Source organism: Candidatus Bealeia paramacronuclearis (assembly GCF_035607555.1).
Lineage (GTDB): Bacteria > Pseudomonadota > Alphaproteobacteria > UBA9655 > UBA9655 > Bealeia > Bealeia paramacronuclearis.
In genome coordinates, this window is record NZ_JAVHWZ010000001.1 from 77,161 (window position 1) to 95,504 (window position 18,344).

At 41.8% G+C, this 18,344-nt stretch carries 18 protein-coding genes; 8 read left to right on the forward strand and 10 right to left on the reverse strand.

What is annotated here, in order from left to right; translation table 11 throughout:
- Positions 1-11: 11 nt before the first annotated feature.
- Both Bealeia2_RS00390 and coaE read right to left on the reverse strand, forming a co-directional pair.
- Positions 12-983: a hypothetical protein gene (locus Bealeia2_RS00390; RefSeq protein ID WP_331255201.1), complete on the reverse strand. Its 972-nt coding sequence runs from the start codon at positions 981-983 to the stop codon at positions 12-14.
- A gap of 33 nt (positions 984-1,016) precedes the next feature.
- Positions 1,017-1,652, reverse strand: a complete 636-nt coding sequence (gene coaE, locus Bealeia2_RS00395) for a dephospho-CoA kinase (RefSeq protein WP_331255202.1) — start codon at positions 1,650-1,652, stop codon at positions 1,017-1,019.
- Between the two features lie 228 nt (positions 1,653-1,880).
- Between coaE and Bealeia2_RS00400 the strand changes: the two genes are divergently transcribed.
- The 8 genes from Bealeia2_RS00400 to Bealeia2_RS00435 all read left to right on the forward strand — a co-directional run bounded on the left by Bealeia2_RS00400 (position 1,881) and on the right by Bealeia2_RS00435 (position 9,876).
- Positions 1,881-3,053: a hypothetical protein gene (locus Bealeia2_RS00400; protein WP_331255203.1), complete on the forward strand. Its 1,173-nt coding sequence runs from the start codon at positions 1,881-1,883 to the stop codon at positions 3,051-3,053.
- A 705-nt stretch (positions 3,054-3,758) separates the two neighbouring features.
- Entirely contained in the window at positions 3,759-4,784 is a 1,026-nt protein-coding gene (gene hemE / locus Bealeia2_RS00405; protein WP_331255204.1) for a uroporphyrinogen decarboxylase, read from the forward strand.
- Positions 4,763-5,797 (forward strand): ferrochelatase, encoded by a 1,035-nt coding sequence (hemH, locus tag Bealeia2_RS00410; protein ID WP_331255205.1) that lies wholly within the window; start codon positions 4,763-4,765, stop codon positions 5,795-5,797. The genes hemE and hemH overlap by 22 nt, the downstream gene beginning before the upstream one ends.
- A 4-nt stretch (positions 5,798-5,801) precedes the next feature.
- Positions 5,802-6,254, forward strand: coding sequence for a CopD family protein (locus tag Bealeia2_RS00415; protein ID WP_331255206.1), 453 nt, complete (start codon positions 5,802-5,804; stop codon positions 6,252-6,254).
- A gap of 81 nt (positions 6,255-6,335) precedes the next feature.
- Positions 6,336-7,592 carry a transcription termination factor Rho gene (rho, locus tag Bealeia2_RS00420; protein ID WP_331255950.1) on the forward strand — a complete coding sequence of 419 codons (1,257 nt, stop codon included), beginning with the start codon at positions 6,336-6,338 and terminating at the stop codon, positions 7,590-7,592.
- A 26-nt stretch (positions 7,593-7,618) separates the two neighbouring features.
- Entirely contained in the window at positions 7,619-8,188 is a 570-nt protein-coding gene (gene rsmG / locus Bealeia2_RS00425; RefSeq protein ID WP_331255207.1) for a 16S rRNA (guanine(527)-N(7))-methyltransferase RsmG, read from the forward strand.
- A gap of 3 nt (positions 8,189-8,191) precedes the next feature.
- The gene (locus tag Bealeia2_RS00430) at positions 8,192-8,965 is read left to right on the forward strand and encodes a ParA family protein (RefSeq protein ID WP_331255208.1); all 774 of its coding nucleotides are present in this window, start codon (positions 8,192-8,194) and stop codon (positions 8,963-8,965) included.
- Positions 8,962-9,876, forward strand: a complete 915-nt coding sequence (locus Bealeia2_RS00435) for a ParB/RepB/Spo0J family partition protein (protein WP_331255209.1) — start codon at positions 8,962-8,964, stop codon at positions 9,874-9,876. Before Bealeia2_RS00430 ends, Bealeia2_RS00435 begins: the two co-directional genes overlap by 4 nt.
- On the opposite strand, the gene Bealeia2_RS00440 is transcribed toward Bealeia2_RS00435, so the two are convergent.
- From Bealeia2_RS00440 to Bealeia2_RS00475, 8 genes are all read right to left on the reverse strand, one after another.
- Complete coding sequence (locus Bealeia2_RS00440) at positions 9,830-10,747, reverse strand: DNA polymerase III subunit delta (RefSeq protein ID WP_331255210.1); 918 nt, start codon at positions 10,745-10,747, stop codon at positions 9,830-9,832. The two genes, Bealeia2_RS00435 and Bealeia2_RS00440, sit on opposite strands and share 47 nt — an antisense overlap.
- On the reverse strand, positions 10,744-11,250 hold the full coding sequence (locus tag Bealeia2_RS00445) for a hypothetical protein (protein WP_331255211.1): 507 nt from the start codon (positions 11,248-11,250) through the stop codon (positions 10,744-10,746). The genes Bealeia2_RS00440 and Bealeia2_RS00445 overlap by 4 nt, the downstream gene beginning before the upstream one ends.
- A complete protein-coding gene (gene leuS / locus Bealeia2_RS00450) occupies positions 11,237-13,810 on the reverse strand; it encodes a leucine--tRNA ligase (protein WP_331255212.1) in 2,574 nt (857 codons plus the stop codon). Before leuS ends, Bealeia2_RS00445 begins: the two co-directional genes overlap by 14 nt.
- A gap of 24 nt (positions 13,811-13,834) precedes the next feature.
- Entirely contained in the window at positions 13,835-14,341 is a 507-nt protein-coding gene (locus Bealeia2_RS00455; RefSeq protein WP_414437833.1) for a DUF3576 domain-containing protein, read from the reverse strand.
- 85 nt (positions 14,342-14,426) lie between these two features.
- Entirely contained in the window at positions 14,427-15,074 is a 648-nt protein-coding gene (gene rpe, locus Bealeia2_RS00460) for a ribulose-phosphate 3-epimerase (protein ID WP_331255214.1), read from the reverse strand.
- Positions 15,071-15,493 (reverse strand): flagellar assembly protein FliX, encoded by a 423-nt coding sequence (locus tag Bealeia2_RS00465; protein WP_331255215.1) that lies wholly within the window; start codon positions 15,491-15,493, stop codon positions 15,071-15,073. Before Bealeia2_RS00465 ends, rpe begins: the two co-directional genes overlap by 4 nt.
- A gap of 132 nt (positions 15,494-15,625) precedes the next feature.
- Positions 15,626-16,426 carry a hypothetical protein gene (locus tag Bealeia2_RS00470; RefSeq protein ID WP_331255216.1) on the reverse strand — a complete coding sequence of 267 codons (801 nt, stop codon included), beginning with the start codon at positions 16,424-16,426 and terminating at the stop codon, positions 15,626-15,628.
- A 95-nt stretch (positions 16,427-16,521) separates the two neighbouring features.
- Positions 16,522-18,246 (reverse strand): ABCB family ABC transporter ATP-binding protein/permease, encoded by a 1,725-nt coding sequence (locus Bealeia2_RS00475; protein WP_331255217.1) that lies wholly within the window; start codon positions 18,244-18,246, stop codon positions 16,522-16,524.
- Between the last annotated feature and the right edge of the window lie 98 nt (positions 18,247-18,344).

Genomic DNA, 18,344 nt, shown 5'->3' on the forward strand with positions numbered 1-18,344 from the left:
GGAACCTCTTGCTACTTTGCTCCCAAGTTCCAGAGTGGCCATTCGAGATTTTCTTTCGTTGGTTCATTTCGTTTTTCTTTTTTCACTAGTAATTTCATATCACTAATTTGCCCAGCATAATTATTTCTAAAATCTATGGCGTCCTTAAAGAGCATTGTACTCCTATAATCCTCTAGGGTGGCACTTTTCAGAAAAGAGGAGACCGCATAAGAAGCTACAAAAATATTTGTTTCTTTTTGGTGAGAGGGCTGTATTTTATCATCAAAGAGACGATTTTTGAAAAGCCCTTCAAAGAATTTTTTTCTTAAACCCTTATTGAAATAAACACTTTCAATAGAAGAAATAACAGGATAATAAACACGCTCTCTTGTAAGCGCATTCGTATAAAGCCCAATGGCCAGAGCAACCGCCATATCATCACGAGGATCGTTCCGAATGAATGAACTTACTGCGTTGTAAAAACTATCTTTTAAGGACCATTTTTTCTCAATTTCTTGTGAGGAAGCTAGATCATATAACTTGGATTGTATGCCCTCATTTAGCTGAAAATAAGAATAGGGTGTTGCCCTCTGAGGAAGAATTTCATTCAAAGTGTCTATATTCCCAGGAACGTGCTTTAAAAACTCTAAGAATGCGAGAAATTCCATTGCAGTATTAGAATTATGTGGCCTTCCACATAGATAACCATTCACAAATGTTAATTTTTCTCTCTTAAATAAATTGGGGTTTTCTGAGGAAAAGTATGCGGCTAATTTATCCATAATTCTTTGAGGACTATCTTCACTATTATAAGAATAATTTATAGACGTGGAGATCTTGCTGTTCATGACCTTGAGTTCGTCCACAGGAATTTCTTTAAGAACAGGCACAGGTTTTACACCTATTCGAGAGTCTTTATCTTCCCCGATAGCCCACACAGGTGAGGTCAAAGCAAATGAGAAGAAGGTAGCAGTTAGTAATAACTTAGATTTGGCAAACAACATATGTTTTACTCCTTAAAATGAGGTAACCTAGTATTACTTCTTCCAGGCTAGGCCCCACCCGGGTCGCCAATGAGGTCGCCCTTTTTGAGGTAAACGGCTTAACATCACATTGATCTGAGGCAGCAAACTACCGCAGTTCAAGCCAGAATGCAAAATAAAATCAGACTTCCGCCTTCGCGTTTGATCATCCACTTGACGCTTGAGAACACCTTGAATCATCCCTTCTCTCATACCTGGTCGCCTTAAAATACGACGAATTCTCATGTTTTGAGGGGCAATTAACGAGGTCACACAATCCATACGCATCTGAGCCCCTGTTTCCAAAAGAAGCGGAACATCCAAAACCACCCACGGTGTCCGAAGACGAGCGTGCTTTTTTAAAAATCGCCTTTGTGCTACATAGACTTCCGGGAAAATAATGCGTTCTAAAATCTCTAAAGCCTCCTCATTTGAAAAGACAATATTTCCAAGAGCCCGCCGATTCACAGCCCCCCCTTGAATCACTTCTGGCCAATGGGACTTTATACTTTCAATCACGGTTTGAGTGTGCGCCATCATCTTGTGAACTGCTTGATCCGAACAGTGCACAGGAATTTTAAGATACGCCAAAAGACGGCTTGCTGTTGTTTTTCCTGCACCAATTCCGCCGGTAAGCCCCAAAATCCGCATTACCCACACTCCCTTGTGGAAAACCTCTGCATAACTCCTGATGAAATTCAGGATAAAAGACGTTTTTGTTAACTTTTGCCATCTTATCAGGTTTCATCCCAAATTCCAGCAGGGGATTTGAAGCTGTGATCAAAGTTATCCCAGGGTGTGAATGAAACATAATGGACTTTCATCTCTCCACAGATTTATCCCTTGACGGGGATTCCAAAAACTATTTTCCTGAAACACATGAAAATCAAAAAAATCACAGCAGGATCCTTTATGTGTTTTCGCCACCTTATGATCTGTACCTCATTCCTTGCCCTTTTCGGAGGAAATCTTCTCGCTGTAAACACCTCAGAAACTCCTGAAAATGAAGAGAAGAAAAATCAGATTACAGTCAAAAAAACCTCTATTTCCGTAGAGGATTGGGAAGAGCTTGATCCAGACAAAAGGTTTGAAATCTTTTGGAAATCAACACCTCAAGAACGTAATTATTTTTTTGAGTATTCACGTGAATATGGTTTTGATTTTTGGGATCCCCTCCTCTCCTCTTTTTTAAGTAAGCACTATTTAAAAGATCTAGGGACTGATGAAAAAACACAAATCCTGAGATTGTCTTATTCAGAGTCTTTCCGGACTGATGATTCCCAAAAACACACTTTACGTGTTGATTTCGATTTAATATCAAAACGACTTGAGACCCTCGCCCTTCTTTATACACAAAACAAAATCGCCAAAGGAAATTGGAATCAAGTCCTAGCTTTCATTTCGAATTTAGACATTCCAAAAATAAACTACTTTATCTATGGCCTCAAATTAAATGGGGGTGAAGGCGATTTATACTCCTATAATTTTATGCGATCTATTTCTCGATTGCTTCAAGGTTGCCCGCCCCCCGATGAGGATACGGCAAAATTACAAGGATTCATTTACGGCTATGAAATTAATAATCTTGAGAAACGAACACGTTATTTAACCCGGGTGGCTCTTCTTTATGATATGCTGGGTGATCACATACCACTCTCGAAGTTTTCTTCTCAAACAACTTATGTAAAAAAACATAACATTTTCAAAGGTTATCTCATCTTTGATGATGATCACCCTTTGGTCAAAGACCTTATTTTTGCGGAAAAGGAAGATTCAATTTTAATGAGCCCCCCTTTAAAGCTTCGTCATTACGCGGAAAAGCATTTGAGATCTCTTTTTCTAGAAGAACGCACTGTGATGAGGGTTTTTGAGATGATTGGATACTTCAGAAAATTGGGTGATCCCAAGGCTGAGTATGCCTCTCAAATTCTTAAAAAAATGGAAAACAAAAAAGTCCGTTGGGAGGAGAAAGAAAAGGTTTTGAAGTGGCTTAATATAACTCCTAAGCTTGATACAATTCCTATCGTTGAATATTTCTTTTCTAAAACTTAGCAAAAGGCCTTTTCCTCTTTTGAGAAAATAAAAAACTCTTAATGTAATACAGGATAAAAGGAAGAATTTTTCACAGAAACTGACTTTAGATATGTCTCCCAATCAACACATTTATTCAGCTCTAATGGATCACAAAAATTACAATAATCCTTAGTGGGTTTATTTTTACAGTCATCATTATTTGAACAACCCTCACCACATGCAGAAACTTGATAATTAAGAAAATTTAACATCAATAATAGTATATAGGATATATTTTTCATTTTACGCCCCCCTTATTTTTAAAACTTTTAATTCATCTTATCATTTTCTAAACTCTAATAATAGCAAGTATATTTGCGTTCCCCGATTTTTGTAAAGCCACCAAACTCACGAGTTCTTGAAGGTCGCATATAACTGTAGCACGCGTTGTTTTTGCAAGACTAATATATTTTTCAGCTGTCATCCCCCCCCCTTTGAAAACTCTTTCATTATACCGAAAGTGAGGCCAATCTTCTTACTGCCAATTCCATGTTACGAGTTATAGAAATCATTTTTATAACTCATCTCCAAATTTATCCCCATAATTCACAGGACTTTTCAAAACCCTATTGTGGATAAAATGAAAGTGTGGATAAAAAAGGGATGAAATTTGATCCCCACAATTCAGGGGTTCCTACTACTACTACAAAAGATTAATAAATAATTAATAAGGAAGAGGGTGATATGAAATTTTTGGACATATTTCAAAACAATCAAGGGATCCTTGAATCCCCTCCCTTGTGGCTCATGCGTCAGGCGGGTCGTTACCTCCCTGAATATCGTGCGTTACGAGAAAAGTCTCCGGATTTCATCTCATTTTGTTTCACCCCTGAGCTCACGATTGAGGCGACTTTACAACCCATTCGTCGTTTTGGATTTGATGCGGCCATCATTTTTTCTGATATTCTTGTGGTACCTCATGCGTTGGGTCAAAATGTTTGGTTTGAAAAGGGGGAAGGTCCTAAATGTGGACCACTTACATTGGATGAGAATTTTTTTAATCAAGATCAAGAGGAGTCCCTCAGTGCCCTTAAAACGGTCTTTGAGGCGATCAAGGGGGTGCGGGCCGACCTTCCTGAGGAAACAGCCCTTATCGGCTTTTGTGGGGCACCCTGGACGGTTTTGACCTATATGATCGAGGGAGGAAAGACCTCCGACTTTGCTTTGGCCTTAAAGTTTGTCCGTGAGGCGCCCGAGAATTGCAAAAAACTTCTCAATTTACTTTCTGATTTTTCTGCGCGTTATCTTGACGCTCAAGTCAAGGCTGGCGCTCAGGTTGTCCAGATTTTTGATTCCTGGTCTGGGGCGGTTCCGTGTGATCTTTTTGAAGAGTTGGTTGTAGGTCCTACAACCCGTCTCATTTCTCAATTTAAAGCCAGAAATCGCCATATTCCTGTGATTGGATTTCCCAAAGGCTCGACCGGATGGGCGCCTCAGTACGTTCAAACAGGAATCCAAGCCTTATGTGTGGATCAAGGGGCTAATCGTAGGGAAGTCGTTGAAAATACACCACCTGAAATCGTTCTTCAGGGTAATTTAGATCCAGACATTTTAATTCAAGGTGGGGACAGGCTTTTTGAAAACATTCAAAATATTCACCGTGATTTTCGATCTCGCCCCTATATTTTTAATTTGGGGCATGGTATTAAACCGGAAACTCCCATCGAAAACGTCGAGAAATTAGTCACATGGGTCAGGGATCTCAAATAAAACGGGTTGTTGTCCTCCTCAATTTAGGGGGGCCAACGTCTATGGCGGAAGTGGGGCCATTTTTGTTTTCCCTCTTTTATGACAAGGCGATCATCAATTTTCCCAACCCCTTTCGTTGGGCCTTAGCCAAGCTGATTTCCTCGCGGCGTCTTCAAGAAGCAAGCCATATTTATGAAAGTTTAGGCGGAAAATCGCCCCTTTACGAGGAAACGCTCAAACAAAGAGACGCTCTTTCACAACTGCTTGATCCAGAAACTCAAGTGTTTGTGGCTATGCGTCATGCTTTTCCGCGTACAGAGGTCGTATTTGAAGAGGTTCGAAAACTGAATCCGCAAGAGGTAATTTTACTGCCCCTTTATCCTCAATATTCCACAACAACAACAGGTTCAGCCCTCGAGATGTGGCGCGCTCTTGAGGAAAAATTTAACTGGCATCCCCAAACACGAGCCGTGTGTTGTTATCCCACCCTTTCTGGTTTTATTGATCCCATCGTCTCAAAGATTCAAGAAATTTATGCTGAGGCAGAACGTCATGGAAAACCTTATCTAATCCTCTCCGCTCACGGTCTTCCTGAAAAGGTCATTAAAGCGGGGGACCCTTACCAGATGCAGGTGGAAAAGACAGCCCAAGCCATTGTTGAAAAACTTAACATTTCTGACTTGGACTGGATAGTTTCTTATCAATCTCGGGTGGGTCCGCTTCCTTGGATTAAACCCTACACAGAAGAGGTTTTGAAAGCGGCTGCGCGTGCCAAAAAACCTATTATTATGGTTCCCATCGCATTTGTGTCTGAGCATTCAGAAACACTTTATGAGTTGGATCAAATGTATGGACAATTGGCGGAAACGGAAGGAGCTCCAGGTTATTACAGAGTTCCTACTGTCTCTACAGATTCCTCTTTTATTCAAGGTCTTTACGATTTGATGAGTGGAAACACACCGATTTTCAGTTGCCCTCAAACATTTCAAAAGTGTGGCCAAAAAGAATGCCCTCCATTTTGTAAAAGGAGTTAATGATATGTTTCAAGACTTTCTTCTGGAGAATTATCATCTCCTGAGAGCCCTCCACATCCTTGCGTTTGTGGCTTGGATGGCGGGTCTTTTGTATCTTCCCCGTCTTTTGGCCTATCATCATCGTTTTGAGCCACAAACACAAGCTTATGAGACGTTTTCGATGATGGAGCGAAGGCTTTTGAAAATCATTATGATCCCTTCGATGATTGCAGTTTTTACATTAGGTCTTCTTTTGGTCTGCGTGCCTGGAGTTGTTGATTTTCACCAGCATTGGTTTTCGGTAAAATTTCTTTTGGTTTTGGGCCTTGCTGGGCTTCAGGGATTTATGTCCAAATGCGCAAGGGAGTTTTCTCAGGGTCATCCCCCCTATTCGGAAAAGTTTTTCAGACTTTTGAATGAGGTGCCTTTTGTCCTTTTAATTGGGATTGTTTTTCTGGTTATTTTCAAACCTTTTTAGATTTCACTTGCTTTTTTTGAAAACTCATGTAAATGGTGGGGTATCACATCTGAAAGAACCCTCCGAAAATCCATGGAATCATTGAATTTACACGATCTGAAACGGAAATCTCCTTCTGAACTCCTCGTCTTTGCTGAGGAACTTGCAGTTGAAAACACAAGCACATTGCGCAAACAAGAAATCATGTTTGCCATTTTGAAAAAATTGGCTGAGCGTGACATCCCGATTTTTGCAGAAGGTGTGGTTGAGGTTCTTCAAGATGGATTTGCCTTTTTAAGATCGACAGAATCCAATTATTTAGCGGGACCTGATGATATTTATGTTTCCCCGAGCCAAGTTCGTAAGTTTGGGCTTCGCACTGGAGATACGGTGGATGGTGAAATTCGTGGACCTAAGGATGGCGAGCGTTATTTTGCACTCTTGAAGGTCAATAAAGTTAATGGTGACGATCCTGAACAATTGCGTCATCGTATCAATTTTGATAACCTCACCCCCCTTTTTCCTACTGAAAAACTCAAATTAGAATATGAAGATCCAACCATTAAAGATCTTATCCCCCGAGTTATTGAATTGGTTTCGCCTTTAGGAAAAGGGCAGCGCGCTTTAATCGTGGCCCCTCCCCGGACTGGTAAGACTATGATGATGCAATCGATCACCAATGCTATTGCCAAAAATCATCCTGAAGTTATTGTAATGGTTCTTTTGATTGATGAGCGCCCTGAAGAAGTGACGGATATGTCCCGCTCCGTTAAAGGAGAGGTCATTAGCTCAACATTCGATGAGCCTGCAAGCCGACACGTTCAAGTCGCTGAAATGGTTATTGAAAAAGCTAAACGTTTGGTAGAGCAAAAAAGAGATGTTGTAATTTTTCTTGACTCCATTACGCGTTTGGCGCGCGCTTACAACACTGTTGTTCCCTCATCGGGTAAGGTTTTAACGGGTGGTGTGGACGCGAACGCTTTGCAGCGTCCTAAGCGTATTTTAGGGGCAGCCCGCAATATTGAAGAGGGGGGGTCTCTCACAATTATTGCAACCGCATTGGTGGATACAGGGTCGCGCATGGATGAGGTTATCTTTGAGGAGTTCAAAGGAACCGGTAACTCAGAAATTATTTTGGATCGGAAACTTTCGGACAAAAGAACGTTTCCTGCGATTGATATTACAAAATCAGGAACCCGTAAGGAGGAGCTTTTGGTCTCTCCTGAAGTTCTTTCAAAAATGTGGATCTTGCGTCGTGTCTTGATGCCTATGGGTGTTGTGGATGGAATGGAATTTCTCCTTGATAAATTACGTACTACCAAAACTAACAATGACTTTTTTGATTCTATGAATTCCTGATGACTCAAATTGTTTCACGTGAAACAATGGATCGTTTTCAAATTTATAAAGTTCTTCTTTTGAAATGGCAAAAGGCGATTAATCTTGTTTCACGTGAAACAATTAAAGATCTCGAGAATCGTCATTTTAAGGACTCACTTCAACTTTTAGATTATATTTCAGAAGACTTAACTTCTCATCTAGATTTGGGATCTGGGGCCGGTTTTCCGGGACTCGTTCTTGCTATCGCATCATCGCGACTTCAAACAACACTTGTTGAAAGTGATCAACGTAAATGCGAATTTCTGAAAAATGTTTCACGTGAAACAAAAACACCCGTGACGATTTTGAATGTACGCATTGAAAATTTGGGAAATGAATCCAAATATGATCTTATTACCGCGCGTGCTTTAGCTCCCTTGATTGATCTTTTGAAATACTCTGAACCTTTAAGTCATGATGGGACTCAATTTTTGTTTTTAAAGGGTCGAGGTTTTAAAGAAGAAATTGAGGACGCAGAAAAAAAATGGAAATTTGACCTTGAAATTTTTCACAGTTCTACGCATTCTGAAGGTGTTATAATTCAAATCAAAAATCTCAAGAAAAAAGAAGGATAGACCATGGAAATCGTTGCCGTCGTAAACCAAAAAGGGGGGGTGGGTAAAACAACAACAACAATTAATCTGGCAACAGCTCTTGCCGCTGTGGGAAAAGAAGTCCTTGTTGTGGATTTGGACCCTCAAGGAAATGCTACAACAGGATTTGGAATTTCTTTAAAACGAGGACATGGCACCTATGAAGTTTTAATGGGGGATGTGCGAGCTGATTTTGCAGTTCAAAAAACGGCCATTCCTGGACTTTCTGTTCTTCCAGCCTCTCCTGATTTGTCAGGGGCTGAGATTGAATTGGTGCCTATGGAAAATCGAGAGTTACAGCTTAAAAAAGCCTTGAAATCTTTGTCACATAAATATGATTACGTCTTGATTGATTGCCCGCCCTCCTTAGGACTTTTAACTTTAAATGCCCAAGTGGCATCAAATTCCTTGCTTGTTCCTCTCCAATGTGAATATTATGCCCTTGAGGGATTAAGCCAGTTGTTAAATACACTTCAGCGGGTAAAGAAAAATCTAAATCCTCAATTGGAGTTAATGGGGATTATTCTTACGATGTACGACACGCGGAGCACCTTGAGTGCTCAGGTTGCACAAGATGTCAGAAGTCATTTGGGATCACGGGTCTTTAATACATATATCCCCAGAAATGTTCGTGTTGCGGAAGCACCTTCATTTGGAAAACCCGTTCTTCTTTATGATATGAAGTGCGTGGGATCCCAGGCTTACATCCAACTCGCAAAAGAAATATTGAGACGACAAGGAGCATTGTTAGCAGCATGATTGAAGATACGACCAAAAAAAGAGTTCTCGGTCGAGGACTTGCAGCCCTTTTGGGTCCTGAGAATGAAGACACATCATTTGCAGAAGATACTCCAAGACTGACACCGACAAATGAAGTTTCACTTCAGGAGATTGTCCCGTGCCCGGATCAGCCACGTAAATTTTTTGATGAAGACGAAATTATTCAATTGGCAGCTTCTATCAAAAGCCGTGGTGTCTTGCAGCCAATTTTGGTCAGAAAACACCCCACAATTGCCGCCCAGTATGAAATTATTGCGGGTGAAAGACGGTATCGGGCAGCCAAAATTGCAGGTTTGACCCAAATTCCTGTGGTTGTTAAAGATATTACAGACAGCGAACGTCTTGAAATTGCTCTTCTTGAAAATATTCAACGGCAAGATTTAAATGCCATTGAAGAGGCCGAAGGCTATCAACAATTGATGGAAAAATATAATTATACACAAGAAAATCTCTCTGAAATTATTGGGAAAAGCCGAAGTCACATCGCCAATACATTAAGGCTCTTAAAGCTTCCCACTGAGGCTAAACAACTTTTGATTGATGGAAAAATTACAGCAGGTCATGCGCGCGCAATTTTGGCTGCGGAAAATCCTGAGGATTTGACCGAAAAGATTGTAACCGAAGGTTTAAGTGTTCGTGCCGCAGAAACAGAGATGAAACCTAATACAAAACCTAGGCCAGGGACTAATTCTGATACGCACAGGAATGAAGATTTGATAGCTTTGGAAAGTTACCTCTCAACGTTATTGGGGCATACAACAGAGCTGAAATCACGAGGAACAGGCGGGGAAATTAAGATTTACTATCGGGATGCTCAGGACCTCGATGCTCTCATCCAAAAGTTTAATGGGATTCCGACTGAAGATAAGGTCGGATACTTTGTTGGATGATGTGTGGGTCGATATGTTTAAACTTCACATCGTTTTCAAGGCGTAATAAGGTCTTCAGTATCTCTTGGATTTGGGGCAGAGACCAATTTCTTTGGGCGCCTTGGAATAAGGGTTGGTCCTTAAAAAAAATAGGATAAGGTGGTGTTGAAAGACCGGCTTTTTGAGAAAGTAAAATCTCAAAACTACGTGCAAGTGATCTCAAGAGAGGAATCATGGTTTCAGGCTCAAATTCCGATTCGGAAGTTCGATCAAAAGCCTTGATATTTTTCTCGAAAATCGCTGGGAGAAGAAGAGAGAGAGGGCCTTTGTGAGAAATGGATTCTATGAGGGCTTTAAACTCTTCCTCATCACAGCTTTCATAAAGCGCTAAGACGAATAAGATATTAGAAAGCCCTTCAAAATCTAATTTAAAAGTCGTGTAAAGGGATCTTAGCTGCGTTTGGCTGAGAGTGAGACCTTTGGAGGTTGCCATAAACATCAATTCTTCAGGAATTAATGCGCATTCATAACAAGAAATTGTGCAAAGATCACTTTGGGATTGAGAGGCCATCACTAGGGAAGATTTGGCTCGCAAATTGGGTGCAATGAAGATTGCAATATTCGATCCTTGAGGGAATGCGGATTGAATTACTTTTTCTGAAGATGTTTTTATGACCGAGAGTGTGGGTCGAGGGGCGCTCTGAAATAAGGAGGGTTCATTGTCATGAATAGATCCTGGGGCATCCAAAAATTGAATAACGTGAGTTTTTTCATAAGCTTGCTTTAAATAGGATAAAGCCCTTTCAATAACACTTTCGTCATTTCCATAAAGAATATAAGTAGTGATTCCTGAAAGTTGCGATTTAAACAGGCGATCAAAGGAAATTTTCATGGGGTTTGATTGCCGAAGTATTCAGCTAAAATCAATTGAATTTTATAGGAAAGATCGCGAATTGCCTCCTCTTTCGCATAATCTTCGGTGACAACGTTGGTATAATAATTCGTATCCATAGCTGTGTATGTATTTTTGGAAGTTAATACTTTTGTAAGAACAATTTGTCCAGATTCAATATTGCGAAGATTCAAAAAGGCTGTTGCGACAAGCTCCTTACGGCTGGTGGTGGCATCACGTCTCACACCCACTTCAACGGATCCAGTTGTGAGTTTTGTGTCTAAAATATATTCAGGATGGCAAGGTACACCATAAGGATTCAAGAGATCTAAAAGGTGATTTCTGAGATTTTGCCCATCACGATCGGCAATGATCATCACTTTAATATTGGATAAGTCTTGTGTGGTTTTGAGTTGAGGGCCATAGAGCGGACGAAATCCACATCCAGAAAGAAGTGAAATCGCAAGAACGGAGAGAGCTCTCAGGGTTTTAGACAAGGACATTGACGATCTTCCTCGGAACATAGATGAATTTCTTAAGAGGTTTATCTTGAGTGTGTGATTTAATAGCAGCCAAGGTCAAGATATGAGCTTTGATATCAACTTCAGGCATTTCGGGATGAATCTCAATAGTTGTGCGCGTTTTCCCATTCACTTGTATCGGTAGTGTGATGAGATTATCCACAAGGAGGGAGATATCCACCTGGGGCCAGGATTCTGTCGTCAGAAGGGTTTGAAAGCCAAGCTGAGACCAAAGCTCCTCAGCCATGTGGGGCAGGGCAGGTGCCATAATTTGAATGAGCGTTCTAACAGCTTCGCCAAGGGCCCAATGATCGTTTGAGTCTTGACAGTCAAAAGCTTCAATCGCGTTCATGAGTTCACGCAAGCGTGCCATACATTTATTGTAGTGGAACTTTTCAATGTCGCTGGAGACGTCTTTGATAGTCTTGTGAACTTGACCTCGTAATTTAAGTGCAGAATCACAAAACGCATCAGGTTTGGCAGATCTTAGCGCAGCTTTATATTCGTTTACCAGTGGGTGATTTATGAGTTTCCAAAGGCGATTCATAAAACGCCAGCTACCTTCAATGCCGCTGTCCGTCCATTCAAGGTCACGCTCGGGAGGACTATCGGAAAGCATGAAGAGGCGTGCGCAATCCGCGCCATAATCATCAATGATGGTTTCGGCGGCTACTAAATTTTTTCGGGACTTACTCATTTTTTCAGAGCGCCCCACTTTGACAGGAGAGCCATCACTAATCTTAATGACTTTACCTTGATCATTTGTAGTGGTTTCTGTTGGATAAAGCCAAGAACCAGATTCATCGCGATAAGTTTCGTGACACACCATGCCTTGGGTCATCAGTGCTTTAAAAGGCTCAGAGACCGAAAGATATCCGCATTTTTTAAGTGCCATTGTGTAAAAACGAGAATAGAGAAGGTGCAAAATGGCATGCTCAATCCCGCCAATGTATTGATCGACTGGTAGCCAATAATTGGCTTTATCGGCCTCAAAGGCTATTTTAGAATGAGGGGAGCAAAAACGGGCAAAATACCAAGAGGATTCCATGAAAGTATCAAATGTGTCCGTTTCGCGTTCCGCGCGTCTCCCGCATTCGGGACAATTCACATGCTTCCAGGTCGGATGATGAGCAAGGGGATTTCCTGGGCGGTCAAAATTGACATCATCGGGAAGAGTCACAGGAAGTTGATCTTCAGGAACGGGCAAGATTCCACAGGTTGGGCAATGAATGATTGGGATTGGGCACCCCCAATAGCGTTGACGGGAAATGCCCCAATCACGGAGACGATAAACGGTTTGACGTTTGCCTGCCCCCAAAGATTCAAGTTTGCCAATGGCTGTTTCTATGCCTTCGGGAACGGAGAGATTATTTAAAAATTCAGAATGAAAAAGGGTGCCATCGCCTGTGTAAGCTTCGCCTTGAAGGGAAAAAGTTTCTGGATTTTCACCGTCAGGTAAGACGACGGGCACAATGGGGAGGCGATATTTTGTGGCAAATTCAAAATCCCGTTGGTCATGGGCGGGGCATCCATAAATGGCACCTGTGCCATAATCCATCAAAATGAAGTTTGCCACATAAACAGGTAAAGATTGATCGGGTTTGAAAGGATTTTGAACGGTGAGATTTGTATTAAATCCCCGTTTTTCTGCGGTCTCAAGATCGCGAGTACTGGTACCTGCGGCGTGGCATTCCGCAACAAAAGTTTTGAGAGCAGGATTATTGCGGGAGAGTTTTTCCACGAGAGGATGATCGGGGGCAAGACCAATAAATGAAGCTCCAAAAAGGGTGTCGGGACGAGTTGTAAAAACTTCGATATCTTCAGCAGTTTCATTGGTTTTGAAAAAGAGGTGTGCCCCTTGGGATTTTCCAATCCAATTGCGTTGCATCAAGCGGACTTGATCGGGCCATTGATCAAGATCATCGAGATCTTTTAAAAGCTCATCAGCAAAGTCCGTGATTTTTAAAAACCATTGGGAGAGTTTTCGACGTTCAACGGGAGCCCCTGATCGCCAGCCTTTTCCATCAATAACTTGCTCATTGGCCAAAACAGTGCCCTCAACAGGATCCCAATTGACGTAGGATTCCTTCCGGTAAGCGAGCCCAGCTTTCAAAAAATCGAGGAATATTTTTTGCTCATGCTGATAATATTCGGGAGAGCAGCTGAGGATCTCACGACTCCAATCATATGAGGCTCCCATGGCTTGAAGTTCAGAACGCATGACGCGCACATTTTCAAGGGTCCAAGTTTTGGGATGGATATTATTTTGAATGGCTGCATTTTCTGCAGGGAGTCCAAAGGCATCCCAGCCCATGGGATGAAGGACATTAAAGCCTAAGGCCCGCTTATAACGCGCCAAAACATCGCCTAAAATATAATTCCGAACGTGACCCATGTGGAGTTTTCCAGAAGGGTAGGGGAACATTTCAAGAACGTAATATTTTGGTTTTTCAGAGATGTCTTGGGCTTTAAAAACTTGGGATTTCTCCCAAGTCTCTTGCCATTTGCGTTCCACTTCTCGGAAATTATAAGGCTGGGCCATTGTGAGTCCTTTGTCGTCTGGGCTTTATTTTCCTGTACGAGAACGCAACTGGCGTGCACGAACTAAAATGCCATTCTCAAGATCTTGTGTTGTTTTTTTGTCTACAGCTTGATCAACCCAATGTGCTGATTTGTCTCGCGTTTGTTTAAAGATAGAAACTCGAAGGCCATCGGAGCGCAATTGGCGGTCAAGGATGTAAATAGTCATTTTAAAGCGCTCATCAGGGGTGGCTGTTGGAGAATACCAGTCCGTGATAATGACGCCACCAAAAGGATCAGCAGAGACAAGAGGCATGAAAGAAATGGTGTCTAAAGACGCACGCCAAAGAAAGCTATTAACACCCAAACCCGTTTCTTCGTCTTCTTTTTTCTTAGGTCCTCCAAAGGTAAAGGTCTCATCGCCCATAAGTTTTCCAAGGCCGCGATAAACTCGATCTTCGCGGTTTTCAGCTTTGAGTTCTTCCTTGTCATAGTCACTGGAACAGGACGTCAAAAGGGGTAATAAACTTAAAAATAAAAAGGTACGTTTCATCATCAAAAATCCTCTTAGATCAGATACGCTATAAGATATGCGCTGAGATTTAAAGCGCGTCAAGAGTGTGATCAATTATATTGAATTATCTCAGGCTTTGAATATTTTTGGCATAACTTTGAGGGCCGTCTTTAAAAATAGAGGTACCTGAAACCAAAACGTGGGCACCGGCCTCGCGGGATTTTTTTGCAGTTTCGGCTGTAATGCCACCATCAACCTCAAGGAGAATATCAAGGCCCTTATAATCAATCATCTTGCGGACAGCTTCGATTTTTGGGAGTTGGGAGTCTAAAAAGGTTTGGCCTCCAAAGCCGGGATTGACTGTCATGACAAGGATAAGATCAACTTCCTCTAAAAGAGGTTCGAGCATTTGAACGGGTGTTCCGGGGTTGAGGGCAAGTCCTGCTTTAAGACCCAATTTTCGGATGTGCTGAAGGCTTCTGTGGGGATGAAATCCGGCTTCAGGATGAAGGGTGAGAATATCCGCCCCCGCCTCAACAAAGGCTTCAATATAAGGATCTACAGGTGCAATCATGAGGTGGACATCCAAAGGGCGCGTTGTAAAGGGACGGATGGCTTTCACGAGTCTGGATCCAAAAGTGATATTGGGGACAAAATGACCGTCCATGACATCAACATGAATCCAATCCGCGCCCGCTTTTTCAAGTGCAGTAACTTCTTCTCCAAAGCAGCTCCAATCTGCGGAGAGAAGGGAGGGGGAGATGAGTATCATGAGGCCCTCTCGAGTTTTGCGAGCTCCACGGCCCCCCGAATTTCAATTTCCTCGAGTAAACTTTTGAGTTGGGGATCCTGAGAAGTCTTCCACTCTTCCCCGATATTATTTTTAAGACTTTCAAGAGTTGATGCGGAAATTTTTCCCGAAATTAAAGCCAATTGAAGTGCATCGAGATTGTTTAAGATTTTCTCAGAGTTTAAAATATGCTTGCGATCTTCAGGAGAAAGAGAAGGAAATTCCTGGATGGATAAAAGCCCAGGCATGGCCGAAAGTGAAGAAATATCCACAATTTCTTGAGGAAGGGGCGTCTCTGTGATGCTTAAATTATCGGCAAAAGTACCATCTGCTGGTGCTTTAGATTTGACACCTGATTTTCCAGCGGTGCGGCGAATCTGTGAGGTTGTATCGATTTTCATGAGTTTGTCCCTCTTTGACAATATCATATCGAATCTCTTGAAAAAGCGCCATATGTTCTTTGAAGAAAGTGTCGCCTCAATGTCGCCACCCTAAGCTTGCGGGTGACGACCTTGGGTTATTTTGCTCAAGTGCTAAAGTTTGACTTCAACGATCACTCGATCTTTATCGTAAAACTTACTGATCCACTCTCCCTTAACAACTGAAAATCCAGATTTTTCATAAAAAGGAAGAATCGGATCTTTGGGATCAACCAAGTTGAAAGCCCACGTGGCCTTGGCTTGTTCCCAGTCTGGAGCGTCAACTTTTCTTTCCCGAGGAAGAAGTTCGTCTGATTTTGAAAGTTCATGGGCAAATTCAAATGCAGCTTTTAAAGTTTCGACTTTGGACTCATCTAAAACACCTTCTGCAAAAACAGGAAGTATTGTTGCAATGCCTGAATTCTTAACACGCTCGAGATTGGTGTATTCAAAAGACCCGTTAGTATCTTTCTTTTTTGCAACACCCATAGAAATCCAATGATCCAAAATTTCCGAATGTTTTAAAGGATCGTATGGAAATGAAGGGGCCGCACCAAAAACGGGCATCCGACCCAAATGGATAACCCCGATGACTTTGTCTTCTTTGTTTTTTACAGAGTACAAATGATGTGCATTTGTTGTTGCCCCTGAAATGCGGGATTCATGTTGGTTTTTCCACCAATTATTAAGTTTTGTTTCTTCTGTATCAGGAAGACCTTCTTTAAAAGGAGCATTGAGAATCAGATTTAGGGCCGCTTCTTTTTCTTTCTCAGAAACTGTTTGAAAAAGAAAATTGGAGGGTGATTTCCAAGAAACAGTTAGTTGATCTTTTTCTCTTACGATTTTGGGAGGATCTGCCTTGAGAAAACTGGGGGACAAAATCGCAACTAACGATATTACAAGAACCTTACGCATGTGAGCACCTATCTCTTTAAGTTTACAAGATTTTTACAATAGGTGAACTTTCTCCCCTTTGAAAAGTTGTTTTTCAGTAGTGCTTTAAAATTGTATTACTGCTGAATGAGCTCTTGCAGTTTTTCTTCGTGCTGTTGACGTTTCCACATTTCCGCATAAAGCCCCTTTACATGAAGAAGATCTTTATGAGATCCGCGCTCAACAATTTGACCTTCTGACATCACCAGAATCTCATCGGCATGGATGATGGTGGACAGTCTGTGGGCAATGATGAGGGTTGTGTGGCGAGACGAAATACTTTGAAGGCAGGTTTGGATTTCTTTTTCCGTATGGGAATCAAGTGCGGATGTGGCTTCATCAAACATAAAGATATAGGGTTTTTTCAAAAGCGTTCTTGCAATGGCTACCCGTTGTTTTTCCCCGCCTGAGAGCTTGAGGCCTCGCTCCCCCACGAGCGTTTGATATCCTTCAGGAAGCTTTTGAATGAAGGCGTGAATTTGGGCAGCTTTGGCAGCCTCTTCAATTTGTTCGGTTGTGGCTGTGGGGTTGCCATAGGCAATATTGTAATAAATGGTGTCATTAAAAAGGACTGTATCTTGAGGAACAATTCCAATGGCTTGACGCAAACTTTTTTGTGTTATCTTTCGGATGTTTTGATCATCGATCAAAACTTGGCCCTTTGTTACATCATAAAAACGGAAGAGAAGTCTTGAAATGGTTGATTTTCCAGCGCCACTCTCCCCCACAATTGCCAATGTTTTGCCAGAAGGAACCGTAAAGGAAACATCTTTTAAAATGGTGCGATTGGGATTGTAGGCAAACCCCACATTGCGAAATTCAATTTTTCCTCCTTTGAAAACGTAATCTTTTGCATTTTTAGCATCTTGAACTTCAGAGGCTTGATCCAGAAGGGAAAACATTTCCTCCATATTAATGAGGGCTTGCTTTGTTTCGCGATACGCAAATCCAATGAATCCTAAAGGTAGAAAGGCTTGTAAAAGGTAAGTGTTCACAAGAACAAAATCACCCACGGTTAAAATTTTCAAGCTCACATCATAAGCTGCCAAAATCATAATGAGGGTGAGCCCTACGGCGACGATCATTCCTTGCCCAAAGTTCAGGAAGGCTAAGGCGTACTTGCTTTTTGTGGCAATTGCTTCATACCCGCGGGCAAGTTTTTCAAATTCTCGAATTTCGTGGGACTCGTTGGTAAAATATTTTACCGTTTCATAATTTAAAAGGGCATCAATCGCGCGGGCATTGCCTTGAGAATCCAAGGTATTCAATTGTCTTTGGATTTTTGCCCGCCATTCCGTGAAAAGAAACGTGAAAAGGATATAGGACATGATTGTCGCAAATGAAATCAGGGCGTAAATCCAATCGTACAAAAACCACATGGCAATGGTTACAAAAACAAGCTCGAGGAATGCGGGGAGGAAAGCGCTTACGGTAAACCATAAAAATGTCTCAATGGCTTTAACACCACGCTCAACGGCACGGCTTAATCCGCCTGTTCTGCGATCAAGATGAAATCGCAGGCTTAAATCCTGAAGGTGGGCGAAGACTTTCACACCAATGGTGCGCATGGCTTGTTGCTCGACAGGGGCAAATGCAGCAACTCTGAGCTCATTAAAAAACGCTGTTAAAATCCGAAAGATGCCATAGCCCAAAAGAAGGAGGAGAGGAAATCCCAACCAGGCTTGGGTTGAAACAGCGCCCAATTCATCCACGACCCTTTTAAAAACAAGAGGGATGGCAAGGCCTGTGAATTTGGAAATCACAAGGGCGCTTAATGCGATTAAAAATCTGAATTTGAGCATACGAGAGTCTTCCGGCCACAAAAAGCCGAGAAGTCTTATAAGCGTTCGATCAGAAAATTTAGAATTTTTATGAGGCATCATGAAAGTAAGTTTGCCTT

Coding starts and splice junctions, on each gene's coding strand:
- Bealeia2_RS00390 (WP_331255201.1), bottom strand. CDS start 983: ATGTTGTTTGCCAAATCTAAGTTATTACTAACTGCTACCTTCTTCTCA.
- coaE (WP_331255202.1), bottom strand. CDS start 1,652: ATGCGGATTTTGGGGCTTACCGGCGGAATTGGTGCAGGAAAAACAACA.
- Bealeia2_RS00400 (WP_331255203.1), top strand. CDS start 1,881: ATGAAAATCAAAAAAATCACAGCAGGATCCTTTATGTGTTTTCGCCAC.
- hemE (WP_331255204.1), top strand. CDS start 3,759: ATGAAATTTTTGGACATATTTCAAAACAATCAAGGGATCCTTGAATCC.
- hemH (WP_331255205.1), top strand. CDS start 4,763: ATGGGTCAGGGATCTCAAATAAAACGGGTTGTTGTCCTCCTCAATTTA.
- Bealeia2_RS00415 (WP_331255206.1), top strand. CDS start 5,802: ATGTTTCAAGACTTTCTTCTGGAGAATTATCATCTCCTGAGAGCCCTC.
- rsmG (WP_331255207.1), top strand. CDS start 7,619: ATGGATCGTTTTCAAATTTATAAAGTTCTTCTTTTGAAATGGCAAAAG.
- Bealeia2_RS00430 (WP_331255208.1), top strand. CDS start 8,192: ATGGAAATCGTTGCCGTCGTAAACCAAAAAGGGGGGGTGGGTAAAACA.
- Bealeia2_RS00435 (WP_331255209.1), top strand. CDS start 8,962: ATGATTGAAGATACGACCAAAAAAAGAGTTCTCGGTCGAGGACTTGCA.
- Bealeia2_RS00440 (WP_331255210.1), bottom strand. CDS start 10,747: ATGAAAATTTCCTTTGATCGCCTGTTTAAATCGCAACTTTCAGGAATC.
- Bealeia2_RS00445 (WP_331255211.1), bottom strand. CDS start 11,250: ATGTCCTTGTCTAAAACCCTGAGAGCTCTCTCCGTTCTTGCGATTTCA.
- leuS (WP_331255212.1), bottom strand. CDS start 13,810: ATGGCCCAGCCTTATAATTTCCGAGAAGTGGAACGCAAATGGCAAGAG.
- Bealeia2_RS00455 (WP_414437833.1), bottom strand. CDS start 14,341: ATGAAACGTACCTTTTTATTTTTAAGTTTATTACCCCTTTTGACGTCC.
- rpe (WP_331255214.1), bottom strand. CDS start 15,074: ATGATACTCATCTCCCCCTCCCTTCTCTCCGCAGATTGGAGCTGCTTT.
- Bealeia2_RS00465 (WP_331255215.1), bottom strand. CDS start 15,493: ATGAAAATCGATACAACCTCACAGATTCGCCGCACCGCTGGAAAATCA.
- Bealeia2_RS00470 (WP_331255216.1), bottom strand. CDS start 16,426: ATGCGTAAGGTTCTTGTAATATCGTTAGTTGCGATTTTGTCCCCCAGT.
- Bealeia2_RS00475 (WP_331255217.1), bottom strand. CDS start 18,246: ATGCTCAAATTCAGATTTTTAATCGCATTAAGCGCCCTTGTGATTTCC.